14 protein-coding genes and 1 tRNA gene are annotated in these 24,977 nt (G+C 55.6%); 7 read left to right on the top strand and 8 right to left on the bottom strand.

Annotation, left to right across the window (positions count from 1 at the left end):
- Positions 1–27 precede the first annotated feature (27 nt).
- Both ACZ5RI_RS13270 and ACZ5RI_RS13275 read left to right on the top strand, forming a co-directional pair.
- Entirely contained in the window at positions 28–1,500 is a 1,473-nt protein-coding gene (locus tag ACZ5RI_RS13270; protein ID WP_464513681.1) for a glycosyltransferase family protein, read from the top strand.
- 263 nt (positions 1,501–1,763) lie between these two features.
- Positions 1,764–1,856 (top strand) — tRNA-Ser (locus ACZ5RI_RS13275).
- A gap of 248 nt (positions 1,857–2,104) precedes the next feature.
- Here ACZ5RI_RS13275 and ACZ5RI_RS13280 read toward each other — a convergent pair.
- Entirely contained in the window at positions 2,105–3,463 is a 1,359-nt protein-coding gene (locus ACZ5RI_RS13280; RefSeq protein WP_464513682.1) for a DUF5690 family protein, read from the bottom strand.
- Positions 3,464–3,680: 217 nt separating this feature from the next.
- Between ACZ5RI_RS13280 and ACZ5RI_RS13285 the strand changes: the two genes are divergently transcribed.
- Together ACZ5RI_RS13285 and ACZ5RI_RS13290 are read left to right on the top strand one after the other, a co-directional pair.
- Positions 3,681–5,753 (top strand): phosphocholine-specific phospholipase C, encoded by a 2,073-nt coding sequence (locus tag ACZ5RI_RS13285; protein ID WP_464513683.1) that lies wholly within the window; start codon positions 3,681–3,683, stop codon positions 5,751–5,753.
- 399 nt (positions 5,754–6,152) lie between these two features.
- Complete coding sequence (locus ACZ5RI_RS13290; RefSeq protein WP_464513684.1) at positions 6,153–8,927, top strand: TonB-dependent receptor; 2,775 nt, start codon at positions 6,153–6,155, stop codon at positions 8,925–8,927.
- Between the two features lie 60 nt (positions 8,928–8,987).
- On the opposite strand, the gene ACZ5RI_RS13295 is transcribed toward ACZ5RI_RS13290, so the two are convergent.
- Positions 8,988–9,716, bottom strand: a complete 729-nt coding sequence (locus tag ACZ5RI_RS13295; protein ID WP_464513685.1) for a DeoR/GlpR family DNA-binding transcription regulator — start codon at positions 9,714–9,716, stop codon at positions 8,988–8,990.
- Positions 9,717–10,011: 295 nt separating this feature from the next.
- Between ACZ5RI_RS13295 and ACZ5RI_RS13300 the strand changes: the two genes are divergently transcribed.
- Both ACZ5RI_RS13300 and ACZ5RI_RS13305 read left to right on the top strand, forming a co-directional pair.
- The gene (locus tag ACZ5RI_RS13300) at positions 10,012–11,520 is read left to right on the top strand and encodes a DUF1254 domain-containing protein (protein WP_464513686.1); all 1,509 of its coding nucleotides are present in this window, start codon (positions 10,012–10,014) and stop codon (positions 11,518–11,520) included.
- Between the two features lie 129 nt (positions 11,521–11,649).
- On the top strand, positions 11,650–12,507 hold the full coding sequence (locus tag ACZ5RI_RS13305; protein ID WP_464513687.1) for a fumarylacetoacetate hydrolase family protein: 858 nt from the start codon (positions 11,650–11,652) through the stop codon (positions 12,505–12,507).
- A gap of 46 nt (positions 12,508–12,553) precedes the next feature.
- Here ACZ5RI_RS13305 and ACZ5RI_RS13310 read toward each other — a convergent pair whose 3' ends face one another.
- The 5 genes from ACZ5RI_RS13310 to ACZ5RI_RS13330 form a co-directional block, all read right to left on the bottom strand.
- Positions 12,554–15,250 (bottom strand): exo-rhamnogalacturonan lyase family protein, encoded by a 2,697-nt coding sequence (locus ACZ5RI_RS13310; protein WP_464513688.1) that lies wholly within the window; start codon positions 15,248–15,250, stop codon positions 12,554–12,556.
- A gap of 53 nt (positions 15,251–15,303) precedes the next feature.
- On the bottom strand, positions 15,304–16,209 hold the full coding sequence (locus ACZ5RI_RS13315; RefSeq protein ID WP_464513689.1) for an IclR family transcriptional regulator: 906 nt from the start codon (positions 16,207–16,209) through the stop codon (positions 15,304–15,306).
- Positions 16,210–16,476: 267 nt separating this feature from the next.
- Entirely contained in the window at positions 16,477–18,021 is a 1,545-nt protein-coding gene (locus tag ACZ5RI_RS13320) for an MFS transporter (protein ID WP_464513690.1), read from the bottom strand.
- Positions 18,022–18,032: 11 nt separating this feature from the next.
- Entirely contained in the window at positions 18,033–19,139 is a 1,107-nt protein-coding gene (bglB, locus tag ACZ5RI_RS13325) for a beta-galactosidase BglB (protein ID WP_464513691.1), read from the bottom strand.
- A 49-nt stretch (positions 19,140–19,188) separates the two neighbouring features.
- On the bottom strand, positions 19,189–20,196 hold the full coding sequence (locus ACZ5RI_RS13330; protein WP_464513692.1) for an alpha/beta hydrolase: 1,008 nt from the start codon (positions 20,194–20,196) through the stop codon (positions 19,189–19,191).
- A gap of 246 nt (positions 20,197–20,442) precedes the next feature.
- Between ACZ5RI_RS13330 and ACZ5RI_RS13335 the strand changes: the two genes are divergently transcribed.
- Complete coding sequence (locus ACZ5RI_RS13335; protein ID WP_464513693.1) at positions 20,443–21,801, top strand: oligogalacturonate lyase family protein; 1,359 nt, start codon at positions 20,443–20,445, stop codon at positions 21,799–21,801.
- 109 nt (positions 21,802–21,910) lie between these two features.
- Here the strand turns inward: ACZ5RI_RS13335 and ACZ5RI_RS13340 are convergent, their stop codons facing one another.
- Positions 21,911–24,751 (bottom strand): TonB-dependent receptor, encoded by a 2,841-nt coding sequence (locus ACZ5RI_RS13340; RefSeq protein ID WP_464513694.1) that lies wholly within the window; start codon positions 24,749–24,751, stop codon positions 21,911–21,913.
- Positions 24,752–24,977 lie beyond the last annotated feature (226 nt).

The raw sequence follows: 24,977 nt of genomic DNA on the forward strand, positions 1-24,977 counted from the left end.
AATGGCTTTTCATGAGAGAAATATTTGATGTCGGCAGATAGCACGGCCACACCGCAACGCCCGGCCCGGTGGGAATTGACGGCGATCCTTCTGGCGGCCCTTGGGCTTCGTGCGGCGGCGATTTTTACCCTGCCCAGCATGAACTTCCCCGACGAGATTTTTCAGGTCTTCGAGCAGGCCCACCGCCTGGTCTTCGGCTATGGTCTGGTGCCGTGGGAATTTGTCGACGGCATCCGTTCTTATGTGCCGGTCTATCTTTTTGCCGGGGTGTTCAAGCTGGTCAGCCTGTTTTCCGACCGGCCGGAAGCCTATATCGGTGTAGCCCGGCTGGTTCTGGCGCTGGCCTCGCTGGCCCCGGTGGTGGCGGTTTACCGCTATGCCAGTCAATATGGTCGCAATCACGCCCGCATTAGCGCCCTGTTCATGGCAGTGTGGTTCGAGGCCGTCTATTTCGCCATCCGACCGCTGTCTGAAGCGATGGCGTTTGATCTGCTGATTCCCGCCTTCTGCCTGTTACAGATGCCCGCCGGGAAGCGACCGGATCTGCAGCAATGGGCCATCGGCTTTGCGCTGGCGGGGGCATTTTTCTTCCGCTTTCAGCTAGCCCCCTGCATTTTGTTTGGGGCTTATCTTGGCTTTCGGCGGGGACGGCCCCTTCCATTGATTATTGGGGCTGCCATTCCGGCACTAATCTTTGCCGGGGTTGATACGATAACCTGGGGCAGCCCGTTTCATTTCATTCTGGCCAATTTCTTCACCAATCTGGTGCAGAACAAGGCCTCCCACTACGGGGTGATGCCGGTCACGCAATATATCGGTTATGCCTTGCAATATTGGGGGGGCGCGGTCTGGCCATTGATCGCCCTGATGATATGGCGCGGCAAGACATATCGCGTCTGGATTATCGCGGCGCTGACCATCCTGGTCAGTCACTCATTCATCCCGCACAAAGAATACCGCTTTGTATTCAGCGCCTACATCATGCTGGGACTGGTAGCTGCACTGGCATCCGCCGACCTGATCGGGAAACTAGCCAGAATCTCGCCCGTCTCGCCACCATGGCTGGGGTATATTCTCGTAGCTAGTTTTTGGTGCGTCACCTCGGCGACACTGGCGCTTTCGCCCGGTTACGCCAAACTCTGGACTGACTACGCGCCAATCCTGCGTCAGGATGTGTGGCTTTACGACCAGAAGGATCTCTGCGGGCTAGCCTATTATGATCAACAAATATTCTTCACGGGTGGTTACACCTATATGCATCGCCCAGCCCCACTCTATGCACTGGATCGCCCATCTGGCGCAGAAGGGAAATTCTCCAACAAATACAACTATATACTATTCCGAGCTCGCTATCGTAACGAAGTAGACGACGCGTTCAAAACTTTGCGCTGTGTAAAAACCTCGGATTGGGGCGACGAGTCTGGCTGGTGCGTTGCCCGGCGGCCGGGCCCGTGCCTGGCCAACGCCGCCCCCAAGCTGCCCCCCCTCATCGGCCATTGAGAAAGTCCAGGCGGATTTCTAAAATAAGTAGAGCTGCCCTCCCCCCGCAAACGAAACTTGGGGATTGCCGCAAGGTTTTGTCAAAAACTCTGCATTTCAGACTTGAGACTGATGGCAATCTCAGGCATTAGAACCACCTCCTGCACGGTGAATCATCATCGCGGCGGGTGTTTTTAAGAGCTGTAGCCGCAGGGCTACCCCAATGCCGTCGGGCGATGGTGAAAAGCTCTTCTTCAGCCCCTAGCAGGGCTGTCGTAACGGATGGAGCTGTGGCCGAGAGGCTGAAGGCGACGGTTTGCTAAACCGTTATACGGTGTAGAGCCGTATCGAGGGTTCGAATCCCTCCGGCTCCGCCATCCCCTTGTTTTTCCTCGATTTATTTAGACCCAAGAATGGCAGTTTTCCGCCATTTATTGCACATAACCTGTTGCAGGCTGAACCAGCCTGTATCACTCTATCCCACACTGAGTGTGGGAAAAAATTGGGGCACTTATCCGCGTCTGCCATCAGGGCCGCCAAGCTCGCCGGCAGCTATAGCGACGAAAACCGGTTCATAGGCGTGGGGCGGACTGCCGCCACGCCCCCCCAATAGTCCATACGGATGTCACGGCAGGCTGGCTTCAATCATTTCGGTTGCTTGCGGGGCCTTGGTACCGCTGGATTTGGCAAATACCCCAAAGCGGAAATACGCATAAGACGCCGACGTAGCGACAATGACGATCAGTGCGGACCAGTAGTTGAGCCGGACAAAGAACGCGAGCCAGCTGATATGCCAGTGGGCAAAGTTCTTCCATAACATCAACCCGACACTGCCGACATAACCGCTGGCATCCGACAAATACATGAAGAAGGCGGCATTACCGGGGATTGCGGTGGCGGCGGTCATGCGATCGACCAGCACCGCATTATAGGGCACATAGCCGACATATATCCCACTGCCCACCAGAATCATCCACCACACCGCATCGATCCGATGGGCCTGAAAGGCATAGGTGGCAATTGCCACCAGCGCCGCCCCGGCAATGATAACGCCGTGATACATCAGCACGGCTTTACGGTTATCGCGGATCACACAGGTGGCCGCGAAAAGCACCAGAACAATCAGGGCAACCGGGATTTCGGACAGGCTGAAAACCGCAGGCGCATCAGCATAACCAAGCGACTGCCAGATTTCGGCGGCAAAATTATCGCGAAAATCGCGTAACGTTGTCAGGACGACATAGGCCAGAATCAGCAGGCACAGACCGACGCCGGTTTTAGCGACAAAGGCTTTGCGCTCCTTCCGATACATCGGGCAACGCGACATACGCTCGGCCTGATCCGCCGCATCGGGTGGCGGGGTTTGGGCCAGAAACCACACGGCCGTCGCCAGCAGCGGGAAGAACAAAGCACCGGTCAGGGCGGGCATCCAGATTTCCGGAACGCCATAGCCGACAATCAGCAGACTGCCGACAGATTTCACCGCACCAGAGGAAACGATAAAGCTGATGCACAGTCCGGCCCCAAGGATTTCGCTCATCCGCCGGCCTTCGAGATAACCAAAGACCAGCCCCCAGATCATACCAAGCGGCAGGCCGCTGAAGAAAATCGCCACCACCTTAAGCGGCGCAGGCAATACGGCGAAAGCCACCAGACTAAGCAGCGATACTGTAATAAACAGCAGGATCAGGCGCGCCCGGGTTTGAGGCCCGGCTTCGGCGACGACCTTGATACCAATCAGTTTCGAGGCGGCATAACCCAGCGCCTGAGCAATAACGATTGCGATCTTAAAATCGATCTCGCCATTCCACAGGGTTATGTGTTGATAGGTTCCAACCGCAAAGGGTTTGCGAAAGGCATACATACAGAAATAGGTGATGAACGAAGCGGTCAGGGCATAAAGGCCGACAACGATATGCCCCCTGCCTGCAAGCCATTCGGTAAGGCTGGGATGTTTGACATCGATGGGGGCTGGGGCTGGCATTTATTATACTCGCATACACGTTATCGCCAATTGGCCCACCGATTGAGCCGTCGGAGGGCGCACCCCGTTACCGTAAAGGGCGTTGATGACAGGGGTGTGATGAATGTTGTTTTGTGTTGTTTTTCGTTTATTACGTGGCAAATATGCCAACATAACAACAAAACTGTCATAAACTGACACTAGCATGTCAGCCCATATCTTTATGAGAAGGCTGGTTATGACCGGTAAATCCCGCAGGCATTTTCTGCAGTTCGCCACGGCGTCGCTTGGGGCGGGCGCCGTGCTTGGCGCCATGCCCGGGGCCATTCGTAAAGCGCTGGCCATTCCCGCCGCATCACGCCATGGCACCATCGAAGATGTTGAGCATGTGATCGTGCTGATGCAGGAAAACCGCTCCTTCGATCATTATTATGGCTCGCTGCGCGGGGTGCGCGGATTTTCCGACCCACATCCCATTTCATTGCCGGACGGCCAATCGGTCTGGCATCAGCCTGCCGGTAAAGGCAAGCAGGTCACACCCTTTCACCTCGACACCAAAACCGCCGGTGGCATGGTGGTGCCCAGCCTCGATCACAGCTGGAAAGAAAGCCATGATCTGTGGAAGCATCATGATGCCTGGATTGCCCGCAAAACCGCCATGACGATGGGCTATTTCACGCGCGAGGATCTGCCCTTCTACTATGCGCTGGCCGATGCGTTCACCATCTGTGATGCCTATCATTGTTCGATATTCGGGCCGACCAATCCAAACCGGCTTTTTCTGATGACCGGCACCAGTGGCCTGTCGGCGGGCCATCCCGGCAGCCAGGTGATCCGTAACCCGGATGGCGATATCAATGACGGGGCCGATCCGGATAAGGATACGCCAAGCTTTAAGGGCTTTCACTGGACCAGTTATGCGGAGCGTCTGGAGCAGGCCGGTATCGACTGGCGGGTTTATCAGGAATACGACAATTTCGGCGATAACGCACTGTCCTACTTTGCGCAGTTCCGCGGCCTGCCCCAAGGGGCCAGCCTGAGAAAACGCGCACGCTCGATCTCGCCGGGTTCAACACCTACCAATGCGCGGGCCTCGCGCGGTGAATATCTGATTGCCGAGATGGAAAATGATATCCGGGCCGGGCGATTGCCGCAGGTTTCCTGGATCGTCGCTTCAAGTATCTTAAGTGAACATCCGGCCTGCTCCTCGCCGCTCTATGGCGAGGTTTTCGTTTCCAAATTGCTGGAGATGCTGACCCGATATCCCGATGTCTGGGCGAAAACAGCGCTGTTCATCAACTATGATGAAAATGACGGAATTTTCGATCATATGCCGCCACCGATTCCCGCGCTGAATGACACGATGGGCAAGACCACCGTTCCGCCGGATGGGGAAAATTATCATGGGGTGCCGGTTGGGCTCGGGCCGCGCGTTCCGATGATTGTGGTGTCGCCCTGGTCCAAGGGCGGGTTTGTGACATCAGAGGTTTTTGATCACACCTCGGTCATCCGCTTTATCGAAAAACGGTTTGGTGTCCTGGAACCCAACATTTCGCCATGGCGGCGATCGGTCTGTGGAGATTTGACCTCGGCCTTTGATTTTTCGACACCCAATGCCACATGGGATGTGGCAATGCCGGATGTCGTGGCACTGGACAGGCAGGCGGATGCCGCCAAGCTGTTGCCGTTGCCACACCCGCCACATGCCCCCGCGCCGCTGCCGCGGCAGGAGGCCGGACAGCGGCGGTCACGACCGCTGAAATACGCTTTGACCTGCGAGGGCGTTTGTCTGGATGCATCGCATTTTTCGGTGCGGATGGAAAATACCGGGGCGCGGACGGCCTGTCTGATTGTTTATGCCGAAGGCAGCAAAGCGGGACCATGGTTCTATACGCTTGAGGCGGGCCAAAGCCTGCAGGATACCCTACCCGTGGTGCATGATTTATATGCCTTCACTGTGCATGGGCCGAACGGTTTCATTCGCCACTATCGCGGCAAGGCCGGGGTGCCCACAGTTCACGCCTCGGCAACGTTCGACACGGCTTCCGGTCAGTTGGTGGTTGATCTGCGAAACCATGGTGCCGAGACAGAAGACCTTACCATCCGGGATTATTATTCTGCCGATGCGCCACGCCACCGCAGCCTTAGCGCCGGGCAGCGTGTCGCTGATCAATGGGTTATCGAGACCAACGACCACTGGTACGATCTTGAGATCCGTACCGGGACGGCAACCTGGCGCTTCGCTGGCCATGGTGAGACCGGACGCGTCAGCCGCAGCGATCCGGCCCTTGGGCGCAGCACTATCGGATAGCCTGACAGGCGCACGATGCGCCGTTCGCTAATGCCGGTGAAATACCAATTCAAGACGGGATGCACCGCGGCGCCGGTAAGCCCCCCCCCGTCGCCAATGTGTATTTGCGTGTGGTTTTCCGCCCCATCATTCGTGTGTGTGGGCGGGATCCTTGAGAACAAACCCCAGATTTTATGAAAAACACCCATAACCACCGAGCGTAAGGTCACGCGAATAACAACCCAAACGTTACTTTTGTGTTGTTTGTTTTGCTTTATTGGCGTTATTTTTCGATAATACAACACAATTCAACATAACTTCACATCGCTGACATCAATCCCAACTACCCATGTGCGGCCGCATCGCGGCACGGGCGAGGCAGGTGATCTGTCCTGCTCGCAAGGGGAAATGGAGATGGAGATGAGGAAGTTTAAGAACGGCGCGGCGTGGGGCGTTCTGGTGGCCGCGCTGGCACCGCTCACGCTGCAGTATGCCTTTGCCGCAGACGAAGCCGGTGTCAGTGCAGAACCGGTTGAAACCGTTGTCGTCAGTGGCTTTCGAAAATCATTGGATGAAGCGCGACTGCTGAAAAAAGAAAGCGTGATCGCATCTGACAGTATTGTCGCCGAAGACATGGCAAAATTCCCGGACCTTAATCTGGCCGAGGCCTTGCAGCGTCTGCCCGGCGTGGCGATCAATCGCGAAGCTGGCGAAGGCCGCCGCATCACATTGCGCGGCTTGGGGCCGGATTACACCCGTGTACAACTGAATGGTATGGAAGCCATCGGCAATGTCGATTCAGCAATGGACAGCCGCGGCCAGCGCTCGCGTGACCGCGCCTTCGATTTCACCCTTTTCGCATCCGAGCTATTTTCTAAGGTTGAGGTCGAAAAGTCCTATCAGGCCTCACAAAGTGAAGGGGGCATGGCCGGCACTGTCGATCTGTTCTCCGCCCGGCCACTGGATTACGCCCCCGGGTTAAAAGGCGCGCTGTCCCTACAGGGTGGCACGAATACGTATACGGAAGATTTTCAGCCCCGTGGCGCCGGTATGATCGGCTATAACTGGAATGATAAATTCGGCATCCTGATCTCGCTGGCCTATTCCAAGCGTAAAACGCAGGAACAGGGTTATGACACCTATGGTACCGATCAGTTCAGCGCCAGCAAGCTTGGCACAATGGTCAGTACCGGTGGCATGAATATTTCAAATCTCAGTGCCGCCGATCAAAGCACGTTACTGTCTGGGGATCTGGTGTGGGCCGACGGCAACCGGCTTTCAGTCTGGGATGCTAAACAAACCCGCCTGGGTGTAACAGCAGCCCTGCAATGGCGACCAATCGAAACCATGACCCTGTCGCTGGATCTGCTCAAAGGGCGCTTTCATACCGATCGCGATGAATACCATCTGGCGTCACGAACCCATGACACCTCAACGGTTCTGGGCAGCGCCTATCTGCAGTCTGGCTACACGCATGTCGCTCCAACCATCAACGCCCTGACCTATGACGATACCGGCTTCGTCACCTATGTCGATGCCAGCGATACGGTCTTTGCCAGTGAGCATCGTCGCCAGAAGAATACCAACAATTTCGAACAGGGTGTTTTCACCTTTGACTGGGCCGCCACCAACAAGCTGACCATTGACGGCCATGTCGGCGCAGAAAACTCAACCTATAAAACGCCAATTGATGACAAGATCTATCTCGAGGCACAGGGCGGCCTGCAAGCCTATTACCCCAGTAACGGCGATTACGGCTACAACAGCTATGACTGGGATACCACCGATCCGAATAACTGGCATATCCGTGAATTCTATTTTCGGCAAAGCCATCAGGCGACATCCTTCCGCGATGGGGTCGTCAATGCCAGTTACATGCTGAGCGATATGCTGACGGTTAAAGCGGGTTACAACTACAGACGCTATAAAACCTCCGGCACAGAAGAATATAATGACGCCATGCTGCGGCCCGAATTCCGCGATGGTGAAACCGTCAACGGCCATGATGACAGTGTGACCGCGTACTATAAGGTCTTTAAAGAACAGAAGGACCATGACTGGGTGGTGGCAGACTGGAATAAGGCACTGGCCTATTACGGTCTGCAGCACACCATGATTGACAGCAGCGGGAATTATACCACCGATATTGAAAACACCTTCGGGGTTACTGAAGAAACCAACGCCCTTTATGCCCAGGCGGACTGGAATGTTCCGGTTTCTGGCATGATGTTGCGAGGAAATTTCGGTGTTCGCGGGTATCGTTCCGGTGTTGAAAACCGTGGTCTGATGACAGACGCCGATGGCAATCTCGAATGGGATCAGGTCAGCACACGGTATTCTGGCATTCTGCCTGCGCTGAATATGGTGCTGGCTGTCACGGATCATTTCCAGCTTCGCGCCTCAGCAGCGCAAAATATCAACCGCCCCAGCCTGACATCGATGCGCATGACAGGATCGGTTGAAGAAGATAGCGGCAAATATACCGTCAGCAACGGCAACCCGAACCTGAAACCCTATCACTCCAACGATTTCAATTTTTCGGCGGAGTATTATTTCAGTGATGTCGGCATGCTCTCGGCTGGCGTGTTCCACAAGGATATCAAAGACCTTGTGATCGATGAAACCCTCAAGAATGTTGCCTATTCAACCACGGGTTTGTCCACCGCACTGGCCGATGGCCTGACCAGCACGACCATCATATCGGAATATACCCGCCCGGTGAATCAAAGCACCGCCGGGCTATCTGGTCTGGAAATGGCGGCACAGTCTGATTTCTTTTTCTTGCCCGCGCCATTCAACCATTTCGGCATCGTTGCTAATGCGACATTGATTTCGTCAAACATGGTATCTGACGGTCTGAAGGGGCCGATCACCGGACTGTCAAATTCGAGTGCGAACGGAACCCTCTATTATGAAACAGATCTGTGGGGAGCACGAATTTCGGCAAACTACCGCTCGGGTTATCTGCGCACGCGCTATGACGGGGAAGATCCGACATCGGAAGATGGCATGAAATCCACCACCTATGTCGATGCCGCCGCCTTTTATAATCTGGCCAAGGATATGCGCATCACCTTCGATGTCATTAATCTGACCAATCAACGCGAAGTGCAGTACAACAGCATTTATAAGCGACTGCACAACGCCACACAAAGCGGTACGACGTTCTTTGTCGGCTTCAATCTGCAATACTGATGATACGAAAGCCCCGCAGGGATCTGCGGGGCTTTTCTGCCTGTTTAGGTGTGCGCCGACTTAAGATCGGGCGATCTGCACTTCAACATCACCAAGCGCTGAGCGTAATGCAGTATCGGGTTCGCGGTTCGAAATCAGGACATGGATATCCTTGAAATCCAGTGTGCGGATCAGCCCGTGCCGTTCGAATTTCGTCGCATCGGCCAGAACCACAACCTTGCGCGACAGCGGTGCAATTGTCCGTTTCATTTCGGCTTCTTCAAGCAGGAAATCGAGCAGCCCACGTTTGGTCTCTATGGCCCCCATCGAGAAAAAGGTTATCTCAGGGGTGAAGCGCTGCATGAAGCTTTGCGCTTCTAATCCAAAGGTGCCGCAATAATCGTCGTTGACCTCACCACCGGCGAAGAAGATCCGGGTGTTATTTCGGCCGCTCATCTCCCTGACCACCTCGAAAGAGTTGGTAATGACGGTCAGATCACGCACCTTGGTCAGTGACCGCGCCAGCCAGCAGGTGGTGGTGCCAGAATCCATCAACAAGGTCATGCCGTCTTCGACCATTTCTGCCGCTTTCCCGGCAATCAGGCGCTTTTCGGCGGCATTTTCGTTGATACGCTGGTGATAGGCGGCTTCGAAGACATTGTCCGGCAGACGGACGCCGCCATGGACCTTGCAAACCCGCCCCGTGCTTTCAAGCTGACGCACATCCCGGCGGATGGTTTCCTCGGACACCTCAAAGCGCTGCGCCAGCTCCGCAATTGAGCAGGAGGCGTTGGCGTCCAAAAGTTCCAATATTTCTTGCAGTCTGCGGCTCTGGTTCATGTGGGGCGGGCTTTTGTCGATGGTTGTGGTGTAAAATTTACCGCGGTTAGGGCACTGTAAAATATGAGTTTTCCTGTGTTTCAAATCTTTATTCGACTATTTTAACAAAAATGCGTCACTAACACCCGCCAAATCAACAATAAACAACAATTAATCTGCCTAGCGATCCCGTGCCACGACAGGCCGGACGATACGTCATAAAACTGCGCCTTCACAAGAGCACAACCAGGAGTATATTCGTTTTACGTATTACAGAGGGGAAATCATGACTACTATCGAAGCACTTCACATCAACAGCAAAGCCGAATGGGAAGAATTTTACGCCTATAATCTTGGCCTGCAGGCTTACATGTGGGGCTATGGCTGGATCTATTTTTCAGTACTGATCTGGCAATGGAGCAGCCGGGAATACAAAGAATACCTTGTGCGCACGCGAAAAATTGCGCCTTGGGCCAAGACGAACAGCTTTTTTTACCGTGATGCTGCGGCCGGCCCCGAAATGACAACCCACCGTACGCAGAATTGCGATACACTTTATGCCGCAAGCTGCCTGAACCTGTCTGCCGAGCCGCTGGTACTCAGCGTTCCGGTTTCTGGTGATGCACAAGACATTCTCTATGAGATCCAGATCTCGGCGATGAATTCAGACAATGTCGCCAATGTCAGCACCCTGACGACGGGATATGGCGGTAACGCCAATCAGCCACCGACACAGAAATTTGCCAACTATCTGATCGCCACACAGGACTGGCATGGAGCGGTTCCCGATAATGTCTTCGCTTTTCTGCCACGCATGCCCACCCCGCAAGGGCTGATTTTAGCCCGCACGGGACTTAGAAAAGGCACTGATACAGCCTATAGCGTTCTGAAGCAGATCACGCTGACGCCGTTATCGCGCTTCATGGATCCCAATTTGCCCGACGTGCCGCCCATACAACCGCCGTCACCGCCCGCGCAGCAATACGATCCATCTCAGCCTAATCTGGGGGAGGACGTCGCCGATCCGCTTAATCACTGGCGCACACTGAATCAGGCCCTGACCAACAACCCGCCGCGCACCCCGCCGGGAATAAATCAGGAAGGTCTGCTGGCCCAGTTTGCCACCATCGGCATCGGCCCGGGGCAGGATGTCGATCTGCAGTCAGCTGCCACCAAGAGTGGCCTGCGGCGCGCCGCGCTCGACGGGTACAAATTCCTGCAGGCGTCGCGCTTCTATCTCGGCAACACGGTCGGCCACTGGTCCTATCCATCGCGCCATATGGGACGCGCGGGTGTCTATGGCGAATATCTCACGCGCTCGACCATGCAGGCGATGTGGGGCATCGTTGCCAATGATCCGTTTGAAGCGGTCTATGTCATGACCGACGTCGATAAAAACGGTAAGACGCTGGATGGCCGGAAAAACTATACGATGTCGTTCAGCAAGGATGCCTACCCGCCCTATCATAAAGACATCCACGGTTTCTGGTCGCTGACGGTATATAACGGCGAGCAAAATATCATGGATAGCGAAAGCTATAACATCAACAGCTACAGCCATTTTCCGCCGGCCAGCAACGGCGGCATGACGATTACCTTAGGTCCCACCGGGGCGAACACTCCCGGCAGTGGTGTGTACTGGCTGGGAACCAGCCCAAAAGCACAGAACAAAACGGATGCGGAAACCGTTGATATGGCTATTCCCTATTATCTGGTCTTTCGCGTTTATGCGCCGAAACCAGAAGTGTGGGCGACACAAACCTGGGTTCCACCGGATATCGTCCCCATCGACTAAAACCCAACTGGCAAGGCCGATGATGCAAATCACCGGCCTTTATTTTTCCCCGCGGCAACGATCAACCTTCACATTGAACGACTTCCTGTCATGATGTGAGAAATAGACATAATTACTACGGGGAGTGGTATGAAGCTGGCAACATTTACGGCGGGACAGGCATCAGAAATCGGCATTGTGCGGGAAGATGGCGTTGTATCGCTGTCGCGCGCCGCACCACAGCTGGCAACGAACATGACCGAACTGATTGCCCATTGGGGCACATTGAAAGACGCCGTTGCCAACCTTGCCGACACTGCGGCCATTTTACCGCTGTCCGAGGTGCGTTTTCAGGCCCCGATTGCACGGCCTGGCAAGATTCTCGCCATTGGCATGAACTATCGTGACCATATCGAGGAAGGCAAACTGGAAGTTCCGGAAAAACCGATCTGGTTCAGCAAACTGCCAGGCTGTGCCAGTGGTCCGTTCGATGATATTCCGCTGCCGCCGGTTTCCGACAGTGTGGATTACGAAGCAGAAATGGTGGCGGTGATTGGCCGTGGCGGTCGCTATATCCCCCGGGAAGATGCCCCGGCGACGGTGTTTGGTTTCTGCTGCGGCAATGATGTTTCGGCGCGTGACTGGCAGAATGCGACATCGCAATGGATGCTGGGCAAAAGCTTCGACAAACACGCCCCATTTGGGCCCTGGATCACCACGGCGGACGAGGTCGGCGATCCGCACAAACTCGGCCTTAAATGCTTTGTGAATGATATCCCCCATCAGGATGCCCATACCGGCCTGATGGTGTTCGACGTTTGGGACCAGATTTCCTATCTGTCACAGGTGATGACACTGGAGGCGGGCGACATTGTTTTCACCGGCACGCCGGGGGCCGTCGGGGCTGGCCGTCGCCCACGGCCCTTTTTAAAAGAGGGTGATGTCGTGCGGATCGAGATCGACAGGCTGGGCCACATTGCCAACACCTGCCGTCCCGAAAAAATCTGATCCGGAAAAAGGTGCGTGCCCGCTCTGCCTTCGGGCACGCACCCATTCACAGCGTATCGCCAATGAGTGCCAAATTGGCGATTGCTGCGAGTCCCCACTGCGCCGCACCGTTGGTTGAAACCGTCGGATCTTCATCCACGGTATAAAGAACCTCCGGTCCACTAAGGCGACGCAGTTGCGATTTCATTTCGTCCATCGGGCCTTCACTGGCGAAAAATTCATGCCATGCCCGCTTGGTCAGCGCTTTGTCGCCTTCTTGTTTTGCCGCATAGGCCGTCAGCCGCGAATGGGCCACCCGTAAAGATATGCCCTTAGGCGCACTCCCAAGGAATTTGATCTGCTCCTCGCGCGAGGCATTGTAATAGTGGCAATAATCAAGCCACGCCTTCTTATAGGCCGGGGCATCGATAAGATCGAACAGCTCCATCTGAATTTCAAAAATGCCGAACACACAGTTCAGATGCGAGACGCCGATATAATCCCCCTCGCCCAGGAAGGTGCCGGTCTTGAGATCATAGGGCGCACCACCGGCGAACCAGCCGCGTTTCATTTTGCCGATGGAATTCATGCCGTTCAGAATGCGATCACGCCAGCGGATATCGCCGGTGCGCTCCCACTCGGTCAACCATGCCGCAATGAACGAACCCCAGCTGGTGCCAAAGCCGCAACTGGGAATCCCGGGCAGCTCGGCATTGGGTTTGCCTTCGCGATCGGGGCCGAGTTTGCGTGAAATATCGACCACTTTCAGCGTTTCATCCGAATGGATCAGATCATGCATCAGATCGCCGCAACGCTCGTCCGCCGTCAGATAATAATAGAACCGGCGATAGGCGGCATTACTGATGCGCGGCTGCTTGGAGGAATCGCTGAAATGCTGCACGCCGTGGCGGGTACCGAAGCCCTTGTGGGGACCAAGGTGATAAACATCGACCTCGCCGGTGTGGCGCGTCATCGCCTCGGCCATGCGGAACAGATCAGCCCGGCCACTGCGCAGATAACTGTACCAGAACAGCATATCACTGGAGAGTTCAGAATTATCCCAGGCATAGCCGCCGACATCATAGCGCCAGACATGGCGATCGGCGTCGTAGGTGTGCATGACGTCGCCATAATCCCAGAAACCATACCAACGCCGTTGCTCGACCTGGGCCAGATAAAAATCAATCAGATAGCTCAGATGGTCTTCAACCTCGGCTTTCAGCGCCGTCGAACGATCCGGTAGCCCCCAGGCCCCGAAAACATGCGCCACATGCAGACGATCCGGTGCCACCGTCAGACGCGGCGTTTTGCTTAAAGTCCCCGCCATGGTGGACAGATGGACATTATCCGGCGTTGCGGGCAGCGTCCACAGCATCAGCTCGCTGGTGCGGGCGATGCCATAGGCTTTGTCCCAACCGGCCTCATAATCCTCGTACGTGATATTGAGGCCATCATTTTCCTTGGCATGGGAGTCCATGCCACCGATCGGGCGATAGGAACGCAGATCCATCGCCGGGGCATCAGGCGACCATAACCATGCCGTCACCTGCGCCTTGTCGCCCGCCGCGCCGCGCACATCGAGCCGGGTTGGGGAACGCTGCCAGAAATCCGCCAGCCCCAGCGCCACGCCGCCACTGGCCCCGCCGGCATAGACAAGCCCGCTGGCCCGCTTATCGCCAGCGGCATGAACCCAGGCGTGGCCCGGAACAATCCGTTTACGGATGGTATAGCTATCAGACGAGGATTGCGACAGGGTGAAATCCCCCCAGGCCGGAACCCATTGCAGGATATCACGCACCGACGGGCTCATCGCATCCTGCGGTGGCAAGGCTTTGCCAGAGATCTGTGCCGCGCGATAGGCCGCACCGGGGTCACGGCGCAATCCGGTCATGGTCCGCACCGCCTCGGCCCAGACGCCATCCTGTCCGGTAAAACGAACATGGCGATCATAGGGCGCATCGCGCATCGGCACCTCGGCCGTTACACCAAGACCGTTGATAAAATCCTGCCCCTCATTCCCATCAAAAATGAAGCTGTGCACCATGCGCACGGCATCCGAACCGGCATAGAAATAGAGCCGGATGGTAAAGGGCAACCATGCCCGCCCCTCGCCACTATGCTTACCTTCCAGACGCAGCACCGCGCGCACTGGACCGGATTGTTCGACGCTGACCTTTTCCACCATGCTGGTAAAACGGTGCTGGCGGATTATGCCGGTTTCATCGAGCGCTGCCGCGTCCTGGCTCTGTGCAACAAGGCGCACGGCACCCATCACCGCCTGATTACCGATCAGCGCCACCGACATAATGTTTTCGCCCTGTCGCGGCACGATCCAGCGCCGCGCCCCCGTGCTGACAACAAGCTCCTGCGGCTTTTGTTCGACACGAACCGGGCTTTCGGGAGCGCGCCCATTTCCCGGCGACAAACGATACCCCGCAGCCGCAGTGCGATCCCCCGCAACGGCGTGTGCCGACCATTTGAGCGAACCATCAGGCCAATAGGCCAGCGGCCAGGATTGCACCGGGGTTTCCCCCGCAGCCGAGGTAAGCTTGAAGCCTTGCTCCGGCCGCACGGCGCCGCGCGGCCACGGCACGCCAAAGCTGGTACCGCTGAAATATTTTGGCGCCGCCCGATCAAGCCAGACGAGATCGGTTTGTGGCACTGCGGTGGTTGCCACCGGGCTGCCACCGGCGGCTTCGCTGGCAAGCGCCAGCACCGCGGCACTGCCAATCAGCTGCCGCCGAGAAATTTCCCATGACTGCATTGTAACGCCCCCTGTTTGCCCCCCGGCGCCTTACGCGTTTGGCGATGGCCGGGCTAACGCCCAACCCGCGCCTTAGTCTTACGCGCAGGCTGAGCGACTTTTTTCTTCTTTTCCAAAACGGTTTTGCCCTCGGCTTTGGGGACCGGTTTGGCAATCGGTCCCGACCAGCCCAAATCCCGGCTAATCTGTGCCGCGCAATGCAGAACCTCCTTTGCGAGGATCTTCATGCGCGTTTCGTCCATATATTGCGCAGCGCAGGAAACGCTGATTCCCGCTGCAATCTGCCCTTCAACATCGCGCACCGGCGCTGCAATGCAGCGGATGCGGTCTTCATTTTCTTCCAGATCAAACGCGCAACCGGTCTCGACATATTTGCGCATCCGCCGCATCCATTCTTCATATGGCTGACGGCGCAGACCTTCACCCTTTTCACTGGTGAAATAGTGGCGCCATTCCTTTTCGCTGCGGTCAAGGATCAGGGCCTTACCCAGACCGGTGATGGTCACCGGCTGCACTTCACCGATACGCGAGCTGATCGACACCCGGCGCTTACCGGGAACCTTGTCGAGGTACAGCACCCGGCCACGATCGAGAATACCAAGCTGCACGGTATCTTCGGTAATGGCGGCCAGTTCCTGTAAATAAGGCGCCGCCACTTTGGGCAAATCGAGCTTATCACGCACCTTGTAGCCCAGCTCGATCAGCTTGGGGCCCAGACTGTAACCGCTGCGCGGGGTAAAGGTCAGATAGCGCCGGTCAACCAAGGCAGAAGCCAGCCGATGCGTGGTGCTGCGCGTCAACCCCAGCCGGACGGCCAGATCGCTTAAAGGGATCTCCCCTTCGGCAACCACTTCGACCACATCCAGTCCACGAAACAGCGTCTGGCTGCCCAGCCGAGCGGGCTCCATCTCATCCAGAGCATCTGGTGGCGTAATTTTCTTCGCTCGTTTGATTACCATAACGTGACACCATCTTTATTTTTTCGGGATACGCGTAACATGCAGGAACGCGGCAGCTTAAATCCCTGTGATCCATAAAATAGAGCGCGATAATCTAACTACCCCAGCGCCCCGCTGTTAAGATTACCGCAAGTCACGCCAATTATCTTGCCCGGCCCCGGCAAAGTAAAGGCCAGCCGCACTTTGGCGCACCCACAGGGACGAAACCGACACCCGCACCACTTTGAATTGCAGCGGTAACGCATAACCGCCCCGACAGCTAATAGTTTAACGAATTTCAGCATGTTGCGCCTTAGCAGCGGCGAAATCGTCTTTTTCATGCGTATCCGGTTTACGCACCATCGTATTGTTGCCCCACAAGTGATCATAGGACCAACCCGTCATCGTCTCGATAACCCGCTTATCTTCAGCGGACGCCGGACTACGTTCGCCCTGCTTGAAGCGGACAATCGCTGACAACAGCACCGCATGGGTATGTTTATCGAGAATGAAGTTACGCGACACCCACATGCCCCAAACCAGCAGGATCAGCGGCCCCACCACCATTGTGGTCACAATGGTATCAACCGCCGCCGCACTTTGCGTGGTCGAGCCGGACACAAACCCACCCAGATCAAGAATGAGGCCAACCGCCACCACCGCAAGTGACATAGTGGTTTTGCGGGTGAACATCATAACACCGGCAAAGATTCCTTCACGGCGCTGGCCCGTCACCACTTCATCAACATCGGCAATGTAATTGTAGATGTTCCACGGAATGAAGTTGAGACCGCCACGGCCGAAGCCGGCAATCAGCACCGGAATATACAGCAGCAGCGTCAGATGAGCGGGCTGGAAATGATACAGCGCGAAAAGCCCGATAATCCCGGCGATATAAAACAAACAGGCCAGACGATAGGACGGCGCAGGCTGCAGCCACAGGATCAGCGGAATGAACACCGCCACGGCAATCAGCTGCGAAAAGGCCATTGCCCCCATCATGGTCGAGGCCAGCGCGACAGAACTGCCCATGGCGAAAACCACGAAATAGGTGAAGGCCGCATTGAAAACATCCTGGCAGATATATCCGCCCAGATACATGCCGAGATGCTGGCGGAACGTCCGTACCCGCATGGTCGAGCCAACATTGCGATACAGCCCGGCAAAAACATCAATCAGCTTGGTGTTACGCTTCACCGTGCGGGCATCATCCGCCCGCTCCCAGCTGAACAGATAGGTTGTCAGCACGACCAGTATAAACAGCACCGAGAAGATGATACCCATATACAGGAAGGTATCCGGCGTATCCTTGCCACCCAGCGCGGTGATGATCAGCTTTGGCAAAATACCTGCCAGAATGGCCGACACCTGTGCAAACAGCATACGCACACCGGCGAAAATGCTGAGCTTTTTATAATTGTCGGTCATTTCCGGCGCCAGCGTGCCATAGGGCACCATGACCGTGGCATAGGTCAGCTCGAAAAAGACGTAGGTGCAAACGTAATAGAGAAAACTGTGCCCGCTCACCCACATGAAGGCAAAACTCGGCAGCAGCGGCAAGGCGAGCAGCAGGAAGAACCGCCGCCGCCCGAAACGCCGCCCCAGGGCCGTACCGCTCAACGCATCGGAAACGTGACCGATCAGCGGGCTCCACACGGCATCCAGCAGACGGGCAATGGCAAAAATCGCTGATGCCTGCAGAGCAGAAAGACCGCAGAAGGTTGAATAAAAGAACAGCACCCAACCGGCCACCACGGCCATCGAACCGGCGCCAAGGATATCGCTTAAACCATAGGCAATATAGTGAATAGGACGAACTTCACGCGTAGCCATGGACGTTCCGATCAAATGTAAAGCGTTGAAAACTCAGTCAGCGCAAGCATGGCCATTGCCTGGCCATAGGGCATCGACGTCAGGGCAACATCTTTGTAGCCTTGCAGCGTGTCGAACACCGGGGTGCCGAAGGAGACATTCTTCAACTCGCCATCAGCATCGATATTGGCCAGCACGGCCTTGATCGCCTTGATCCCGGTCTCGGCAAAACGCGGATCGAGATAGCCCTTGCGCACCGCCTTCAGAATGCCATAGGCAAAGCCCGCCGCCGCCGAGGATTCCAGATACGAGGTCGGATCGTCGATCAGCGTGTGCCACAGCCCGCCTTCATCCTGATATTTGGCCAGCGCAACCACCTGCGCCTTCAGGGTTTCAATCAGGAATTCGCGGACATGATCGCCCGGTTGCAGATCAAGCATCTCGATGAATTCCGGGATCGAAATCGTCACCCAGGAATTACCGCGCGCCCAACGCGCATTGGCAAAATTATGCCGCCCATCAAACGTCCAGCCGTGGAACCACAGCCCGGTCTGGCGATCCGCGAGATATTTGGTGTGGATCAGAAACTGGCGCTGCGCTTCTTCGACATACAAAGGCCGGTCGAACAACAGACCGATCTTGGCCAATGGCAATACGCTCATCATCAGGGTGTCATCCCACATCTGCTGCGGGTTGACGCTGTTGAAAACGATATGCTGCAGGCCATTTTCTTCGGTACGCGGCATGTCGCGCATCACCCATTCGGCCCAGACATCAAGGTATGGTACTAACGAGCGATCACCAACATGCTCAACCAGATTGGCACCGGTCAGAAAGGCCGCCATGGTGTTGACATTCTTGGTCGGCGTACCGGCGGCCAGACGATCCCGGAACCATTTCTGAATAATTTCCAGGGTATGCGCATCACCGGTCAGTTCCCAGAACTTGAACAGGCCGAACAGGCCAACACCATGGGTCCATTCCCAATCATTCCACCCCTTGGTGTCGATGACCCGGCCATCCTCCAGCCGCAGCAGAAATTTGCCGTCACTGTCTTTGATGTCGACCAGATTGCTGATGAGCTTTTCGATTGTTTGGCGGACGGTGGCCGCTTCGATACCATGAACAAGATTTGGCACTGGTTACTCCCTGACTTTTATTCTTCGCGTCATTAAATGTGGCAGATTCTCACGCTTTTTGTGGTGATGGCCCCAGATAGCCGTAGCGTTCCATCCAGGCGAACAGCAGTGCCGGCCATGTCGAGGCCGGCAAATCCTTGGCCAGATTGGTTCCCATGCCATGCCCGCCTTCGCGGAACAGATGCAGCTCGGCCGGAACCTTAGCCTGGCGTAAGGCGGCAACCATTTTCAGACTATTGTCTGCCGGAACAACGCCATCATCATCGGCGTGAACCAGAAAACAGGGCGGCGTATCGCGGCTAACCTGCTTTTCGCAGGAATAGAGCGCCATTGTCTCGGCCGTGGGGGCAGCCCCCAACAACTTCTGACGTGAACCACCATGGGCAAAGGGCGCTTCCATGGTGATGACCGGGCAAGACAAACAGGCAAAATCCGGTCGGGCCGACAACGCATCATCGCCATCCACCGCATCATAAGCGGCAAAGCCAAAACGCGTGGCCAGGGATGCGGCGACATGGCCACCGGCAGAAAAACCCATCACACCAATGCGACCCGGCAAAATTCCATCTTGCCCGGCACGCGCCCGGATGCGGCGCAAAGCCCGCTGCGCATCCTGTAGCGGAGCCAGCGGTCCAACCTGCCAACCATCACCGGGCAGGCGATAGGACAGATCGAACACTGTTATACCCTTATCGGTCAGGGATTTTATCACCGCCGTACTTTGTGCGATGTGGACATAGCCGCCACCCTGCGCCAGCAGAATCGCCGTGCCATTGGGCCGCTCCGGACGAAACAACGCCAGCGTTGGCGGGTTGACCCCATCGATGACGCGATCATACGCCCCCGGCCCACGCGGCGTAATTTTCTGTGTGATGGGATGCGTCGTACCACCGGGCGGATCACCCGGCCACAGTGCAATCACCTCGTACTGCGCGGCATCTGCCGCCAGTGCAGACGGCATCACTGCGGGCAAAGCCGCCGCCACCAAACCAGCCTGCAGCACGCTGCGGCGATTGATGGCGGCGTTTCGCGGCCCCCTGCCAAAAACGGACTTCACGGCCAAACACTCCCCCCGATGCCCGCTTCCGGTTACATCGCTTTTCAGGCGCCACCCCGGCGAACGCCTTGTTTTTCAACTTATACTGAAAGCTACCATAATATGGGATTCAAAAACCAGAGCCCTGAGGCGCAAAAACGCATCACAAAAGTTGTGAAAGCCAAAACACCACCGCGGACTTGCTTCTCATAATATGGAACAGTACCAATCACGCCAAAGAGGAAGAAAATTTAAGGGGAAACACGTATGTGCGCACAGCAGAATTTTCTATTGCGTAACAAACATCTAGCAAAAATGCGCTGGCTGTTGGCGGGGCTGTCTCTATCGCTCGCAAGTGCTATGGCGGCAGATCTGCCGCGTGACTGGGTCGATCCTGCGACAGGTCACCGCATCATACGGCTGACCGACCAGCCCGGCAGTCTCAGCATGTATTTCAACTTCAATGCCATCACACCCGAAGGTGATAAGATGGTCATTACCACACCGGATGGCATCGCGGCGGTCGATTTAAAGACCCACGCGCTGAAAACCATTGTTACTGGCAAGGTCCATCTGCTGTTTGTCGGGCGCAAAAGTCGTCAGGTCTATTATGAAGTCGGCGACAGTAATTCCGCCGCGTCTAAGGATATCTTCACCGCCGATATCGACAGCGGAAAAACCCACAAACTGGTGCATATCGAGCACGGCACCATTCAAACCATCAATGCTGACGAAACCAAAATCGCCGGGGTGGAGGAGCAAAACCATACCGTCACCATTGGTCACGATGGCATGATCCAGCCACCCAACAAGAGACTGCCAGTTGATTCGCCAACCCCGGTGCTTGGCCCCGATGGCAAACCACTGACCTTTGCCCTGGGCAAAGAAGCACGCATGAATCAGCGGCTGGAAGCCAAAATACCGATGGAGATTTTTACCGTCGATCTAAAGACCGGGGCGCGTAAAACCGTCACCCAGTCGACGGACTGGCTCAACCATCTGCAATTTTCTCCAACCGATCCCGGCCAGCTGCTCTATTGCCACGAAGGCCCCTGGCACAAAGTTGACCGTATCTGGCTGATCCGCACCGACAAGGCCGATGCAAAACCGCAGAAACTACATACCCGCACTATGAACATGGAAATCGCCGGGCACGAATGGTTCAGCGCTGATGGCAAAACGGTGTGGTACGATCTGCAAACCCCACGCGGCGAAGATTTCTGGGTTGCCGGCTATGAATTGGCCAATGGCAAACGCAGCTGGTACCATTTGCAGCGCAATGAATGGTCGGTGCATTACAACACCTCGCCCGACGGCACACTGTTTTCCGGGGATGGTGGCGACAATGAAATGGTAGCCCATGCGCCGGACGGCAAATGGCTCTATCTGTTTCACCCGCACCACATTGCCGACGATATCGCCGGGGCCAAGGCCCCAAACGCTGACGACCTGATCCATACCGGCTATTTCGAGCCTGAAAAGCTGGTCAACATGAAGGATCACGATTACCGGCTGGAACCCAATGCCCGTTTCTCGCCTGATGGCAAATGGCTGTTCTTCCGCTCCAATATGCTGGGCGGGGCATCTCAGGTCTATGCCGTAGAGATTGCCAGGACCAGGCCATAATCACTCATCAAAGCGAACACCTAAAGAAATGGCGGGCTGATAAAGCCCGCCATAAGTATGTCTGGGTTACGCATTCACTGAGTACATCAGGGGACTAGAACACCCGCGGTCAATACTTACCGCGGAAACCAAAGTAATAACGCGAACCGAAGGTCTCGAGCTGGATCGGGCGGGCCGGGGCATTATATTCGATCATCTGTGCATCCAGCAGGTTGGTGCCTTCGACAAAGAACGAAACATCCTCGGTGATATTAAAGCTGACCGAGGCGTCGACCTGGCCATAGGATTTGAAGAATTCCGGCAGATTACCACGCCCCGATGCCGCACTGAGCCAGTGACTGCGCCAGTTGTAGGACAGCCGCGCGCTGACATAGTGATTTTCGTAATAGACCGACGCGTTATAGCTGGTACGCGACAGCCCCTGGAATGTCAGATCGGAGCCATCGATCTGATTGACGGCATCATAGCCATGGTCTTGCTGGAAGGTTGCATTTGCGGTAACGCCAGCACCATCCAGCGGTGCGGGCAGCCAGTCAAACGCGTATTGCAGGCCAACCTCAAGCCCATTAATGGTCACCGGATTGGAATTATTAGTCGGCCGCGTGATGCTGTAAGTGTAGGTGCCGCTGCCGGTTTCGATGACTTCCGACGTCGAGGTATTTTCAATAAAGCGAGTGATCTTTTTCTGGAACAAGGTCAGCGAGGCAAAATTCACCCCGCCAAAATAATACTCCAGCCCGGCATCAAAGTCGGTCGACAGGAACGGCTTCAGACTGGGATTACCTTCGGACCCGGTCAAACCAACGATATCCAGACTGCGCTTGATGGCGATGTTGGATGGCGCCGGACGGGCCATAACCTTGCCGAAGGCGAAACGGCCAATCAGCTCGTCAGGAATGATGTCGACCTTCAGGTTGGCAGACGGCAGCAACTGATTATAGCCGCCACTGATAGAGTCCGTCGGATAGGTGACGGTCGAACCCGAGGTGTTTTTGGTATAGCCGGTGGAGCGGGTGTTGGTATCGACAAAGCGCATACCGAGATTGCCACTGACCGGAACATAGAAATCAGGGAAATCAAACTGCGCCTGGCCATACCAGCCATTAGTGGCTTCACTGACCGTCCAGTTATCAAGATAACTGACCCAGGTCCCGTTATAGCCGGAATTGGGATTGGTGGTGGTCAAATCATAGGGATCCGTATCGGTGGCGCCGGCAGAAACCGCAGCGGCCTGAATCGCCTTACCGGTGGCCATCGTCATCTCGTTCCAGTAACGGATGTTGTTACTGAAACCGAGATCGCCGGTGGCATAGAACGGAATCTTGTTCACCTTGGCCGTGGTGTTGACAATATTTTCCAGTGTGGCGCAGTCGGTCTTATAGATCAGATAGTACCCTGAACTGGTGCCACCACGGCAACTCAGCTCGACATGCTTTAAGCTGTAGGTCTGATTGGTGCGGTATTCATGGCGCTGATAGCCAACCTTGAATTTCAGCCATGTCGCCCAGTCGGGTTTATAGTCGAAATCCATTTTTTCGGATGTTTCACGGGTATTATTGACCTCAGGCGACCATTCATAGTCCAGCGTCTTCACGTTATCGCCGCTCGTGGTATCGAGCCCCGGCAGCTGAATATTAGGCGCATGGTACTTGCCGGTATAGTCAACAATCGCCTCGCTCAAGCCATACGCCGTTGCCGTGATGGTAACGACATTATTGGCCACCTTGGCGTGACCATAGTCAAAACGCCCGGCAACCGTCAGCTGCGGATCAACATCCCATTTAAAGCCAAGCGCTTCGGTCAGCTGGGTCCGGTTCAGACCACCCAGAATCGTACGATAGGTCAGATCGAGCGGCAGACAGCCCGCCGTCGTGTTGTTGCTGCTGCAGGTCGAGGATGAAACATAGTTTGAACCATTGCTGGTCAGAACCAGATGGGAAACCGTGTTATCTGTGCCAACGGTCGTGTTCGTGTAATCGAACACCCCGTCGTTAGCACCCAACTGCAGATACTGGTTGTTATCATTTTCCTTAGCGACAGCGTAGTTGGTGTCGATATAGGTTTTAAAGGTAGGAGACGGGCGAAATTCGATGACGTTGCTGAGCGCCTTGCGCCCGACAATCCGCATATTGTTGATGTAACGCGGGATCTGCGGATACCAGTCCAGCGTACCATCATTATTGAAATCAGAACCTTGTGCATTGGCTGGCAGACCGTCTGCCGCCTTGACCTTGGATTGGCGCAGCCAGCCCGTGGTATTGGCAGTGTCATCATAGAGATGCTGCTGGGACCATTGCAGTGAAAGCTGCACCCCCACGGTATCATTGAAAAACAGTCGACTACCGATCAGCGCCACCACCGGATCGACCTGATGGGCCAGATTAGAATAGACGCCCTGCATGGAACCGGCGATATACGGCTCCATAGTGTCAAAGGGGCGCCGGGTCACCACATTGACCGTACCGCCTAAACCACCCTCGGTCATATCCGCCGTGGGGCTTTTGACCACTTCCAAGCGCGAAACAAACTCAACCGGCAGATCGCGAAAATCCACCGCCCGATCACCACCGGCCACCGTCAGCGACAGCACGCCGGTGCCGTTCATCTCGACCCGGGTCATGTTGGGGTCGCCACCACGGATGCTGACCATATTACCTTCGCCATACTGGCGGGTAATCTGCACACCGGTGACGCGCTGCAGCGCCTCGCCCAAATTCTTGTCGGGAAATTTGCCGATGCCTTCGGCGTCGATGGCATCAACGACCTGACTGGCATCCTTTTTGGCCAACATCGCCGACTGCAAACTGGCACGGATGCCGGTGACCACAACGGTTTCCATTTCCTGCGTGGTATCCTGCGCGAAAACGCTACCACCAACGGCAAAAATACAAGCTGCCAAGGCTGCAAGGGATGCCCCCCCCTTAAGCCCAGAATAACGAGCCTTAACCATGCTTAACTCCCTGTACTTTTTATTGTTATCTTATCGTTTTAGATGATTTGTGATTGTTATTGACTCTTTGTAACGAAATACTCTCATTAATAGTGGGGGAGTCAAGAAATTACATGTCCAGATTGCACCATAATCGCGCAATACTGGCAAAAATGTATCACCTGTAACAATTGGGTAAAATTTTATAAACCACGGGCGGCGTAGCTTTAAAGCCACCCCGACACGC

Source organism: Micropepsis pineolensis (genome assembly GCF_055392125.1).